This window comes from uncultured Olegusella sp. (genome assembly GCF_947253395.1).
Taxonomy (GTDB): Bacteria; Actinomycetota; Coriobacteriia; order Coriobacteriales; family Atopobiaceae; genus Olegusella.
Map to the genome: position 1 here is coordinate 1 of NZ_CAMXYY010000144.1, position 3,186 is coordinate 3,186.

The 3,186-nt window shown below is 50.5% G+C and carries 4 protein-coding genes; all 4 read left to right on the top strand.

Features of this window, described 5'->3' with window-relative positions:
• On the top strand, nt 1-954 hold a 954-nt coding region (locus Q0X25_RS08075; RefSeq protein WP_298581021.1), incomplete at its 5' end, for an FtsW/RodA/SpoVE family cell cycle protein.
• Nucleotides 944-1,444 carry a glycosyltransferase gene (locus Q0X25_RS08565; protein ID WP_367270422.1) on the top strand — a complete coding sequence of 167 codons (501 nt, stop codon included), beginning with the start codon at nt 944-946 and terminating at the stop codon, nt 1,442-1,444. The genes Q0X25_RS08075 and Q0X25_RS08565, both read left to right, overlap by 11 nt.
• Entirely contained in the window at nt 1,435-2,067 is a 633-nt protein-coding gene (locus Q0X25_RS08570; protein WP_367270423.1) for a glycosyltransferase, read from the top strand. The genes Q0X25_RS08565 and Q0X25_RS08570 overlap by 10 nt, the downstream gene beginning before the upstream one ends.
• Before the next feature lie 137 nt (nt 2,068-2,204).
• A partial coding sequence (gene murC / locus Q0X25_RS08085; RefSeq protein ID WP_298581024.1) for a UDP-N-acetylmuramate--L-alanine ligase occupies nt 2,205-3,186 on the top strand: 982 nt, incomplete at its 3' end.

Consider the following 3,186-nt stretch of genomic DNA (forward strand, 5'->3'; position numbering starts at 1 on the left):
TTGGTTATGGCCTATCTTAGCGGTGTACCAGGCAAGTTCCTTGTTATGCTTGCGGGCGCTCTCCTTGTAGCTTTCTTTGCATATTCCATGAAAGATGCTTATTCGCGTCAGCGTATTCTTACGGTCTTGAATCCCTGGTCCGATCCTCTGAATACGGGATATCAGATTATCCAAGGTTTTTATGCCTTTGCGGCTGGCGGTATTATTGGCGTCGGCATTGGAGCAAGTAGACAAAAATACTCCTATCTTCCCTTTGCTCACAACGACTTTATTTTTGCTGTAGTAGGAGAAGAATGTGGTCTTGTAGGCACCTTGGGTGTGGTTGCAGGGTTTGCGGTCATCTTTTGGGCAGGTATGCGCATATCTCGCAATGCGCCTGACCTTGCTGGCAGGCTTATTGCTGCAGGTAGCGTATCGATGATGGTCATTCAGCTCTTTGTTAATATCTGTGGCGTCTTAGCAATTATGCCCATGACAGGCAAGCCCGTGCCTTTTTTGTCTTACGGTGGATCTTCAATTATTTCAACATTGATGACCGTAGGTGTGGTTAGCTCAGTAGCTCTGCATTCACGCTTAGAAGAGACAGAGTCTGACCGTCGTCGTGAAGATTTCTCGCTTGCCTCTCGTGGTCGCGCAGCTTACAGCTATGGAGATAGTGGCATGGTTGGAGAAGCACAACCGCGTTCGGCTCGTCAGTTAAGTACACCGCTCACACAAAGTACGCCGCTCACGTCCAGCTCTGCTCGTCCACGTTTTCAAGTATACGAAGGTGGAAGTAGTAATTCAGCTACTCAGCCACGCGCTAATCGTACAGATTTGCTAAATCGTGCTCGCATGAGCGAAGATGCCTATGGACGCAGAAGAATAGACTTGGGACCAGATGCGGCAGATCGCCTCCGTCCCAAACGTAACAATTCGACTCGTGAGAGAAGGAGTGATCGACGTGGGAGATAAGCTCAAGATTGCTATTGCTGCGGGCGGTACTGCAGGTCACATCAATCCTGCACTAGCGCTTGCTGATGAACTTGCTTCTCGCGGTCATGAGGTGCTTTTCTTTGGACAATCAACTCGTCTGGAGGCCCAGCTGGTACCAGCTGCAGGTTTTGATTTTGTGCCCATTCGTGTAACGGGTTTTAATCGCAGTCGTCCTTGGACTGCCTTGAGTGCAGTTTGGCATATGCATAAGGCTCAGGGCGCAGTAGGCAAGATTATGGCTGACAAAGGTATGCCTGATGTTGCTGTTGGCTTTGGTGCTTACGTTGAAATGCCCTTGCTGCGTTGGTGCGCATCACGGGGCGTGCCATATGTGCTTCACGAGCAAATTCTGTGCCAGGGCTCGCCAATAAACTCTGTGCCAAACACGCGTCTTGTCTTTGCTTGTCATTTTCTGCAGCGCGCTCTGCCTTTACGGGTAAAACAGGCGAGCAGACCCAAGTGGTACTGACGGGAAATCCTGTGCGTCGCGCCGTGGTGCAGGCGAGTAGAGCTGCAGGCCGTGCTACGTTTGGCGTCCCTGAGGATGCCACCGTGCTTTTAGTCTTTGGCGGTAGTCTTGGTGCTCGCCATCTCAATCATCGTATTGTCGAGCTTAAAAAACAGCTACTGACACAGGATAAGCTCTACATCATCCACTCGACAGGCGCTAAGGACTTTGACGAGACACTTGCTGCTTTGGATTTGACAGCAGAGGAGAAGGCGCGCTGGCAACTGTTGCCGTACATAGAAGATATGGGAGGGGCACTAGCAGCTGCCGATCTTGTGGTATCGCGCGCAGGTGCTTCATCTATTGCAGAAATTGCAGCGCTTGCAGTGCCTTCGGTATTAGTCCCTTATCCTTTTGCAACAGAAAATCATCAGGAGACCAACGCGCATTTGTTGGTGGATGCGGGGGCAGCTCGTATGTATACCGACGAAGCTATTGATGAGCAGAGCTTTGCTGATGAGCTCATAGGTTTACTTGCGGATGCCGATGCCCGCGCTTCGATGCGCAGCGCTGCTCAAGGCCTTGGCGGTGCCACTGCTGCTGCAGCTTTGGCAGATCAAGTGGAAGCTATAGCTCGTCGTTAACAGAGCAGCACGTATGCGAGACCTGTCTTTGCTTTTGAAAGGCGGGTCTTTTCATGGCAACTGTTCGCTGCAGGCGTCCGAATACTTCTCTATCCGTTAAAGTATCTAAAAATGTATTTGCAAGAGAAGAGGCTTACATGACTCAAACTACCCAGGCTCCTAAGTTCTCGAGTGCACATTTTATTGGTATCGGTGGCGCAGGCATGAGTGGTATTGCGCTTGTTCTTTTTCAGCGGGGTTGCAAGGTCACAGGTTCTGATCTTAAGAACTCGAGTTACGTGCGTGACCTAGAGCATGCGGGCATTGATGTCCGCATTGGTCATCAAGCAGCAACTATTGACGAGCTCAAGCCCGATGTGGTTGTTATTTCTACCGCAATTCCCGAGACTAACCCCGAGCTTGTTCGTGCGCGTGAGCTGGGTATTACCGTCTGGCGTCGTGCTCAGATGCTTTCTGCGCTGGGAGAAGGTGCAAAGACGATTGCCGTTGCTGGCACCCATGGAAAAACTACGACAAGCTCTCTGGTGGCCACCATGCTTGACCATCTAGGTTGTGACCCTTCTTTCCTCATTGGTGGCATCGTTGAGGAATATGGCACCAATGGTCGCAATGGTTCTGGTGGCTACTTTGTCTGCGAAGCAGATGAGTCTGATGGCTCTTTTCTCTTTCTCAATCCCAATGTGGTTGTCGTAACCAATATTGAGGCCGATCACCTCGACCACTACGGTACGCTTGAGAATATCGAGAAAACCTTTTGTCAGTTCATGGAGTTGGTAGGCAAAGAGGGCACCATTGTTATCTTTGGTGATAATCCCCACTATGTTGAACTTGCCAAGTCTACAGGTTGCAAGGTCGTAACCTATGGTTTTGGTGAAAATGTTGATTATTGCTGTGTGCCTAGTGAGACGCAGCGGGGTCTGCAGAGTTACTTTGATGTGGTCTGCCCCTGTGGTGTGACGGTGCATTCTGGTTTACACGCCAATCCAGGTGAGCACAATATGGCAAATGCAACGGCGGCTCTTGCGGTAGCAGGTGTTTTGAATCTTGACCTTGAAAAGGCAGCAGCAGCTGTAGCCGAGTTCAAGGGTGCCCACCGTCGTTTTACGCATGTCGGTGATG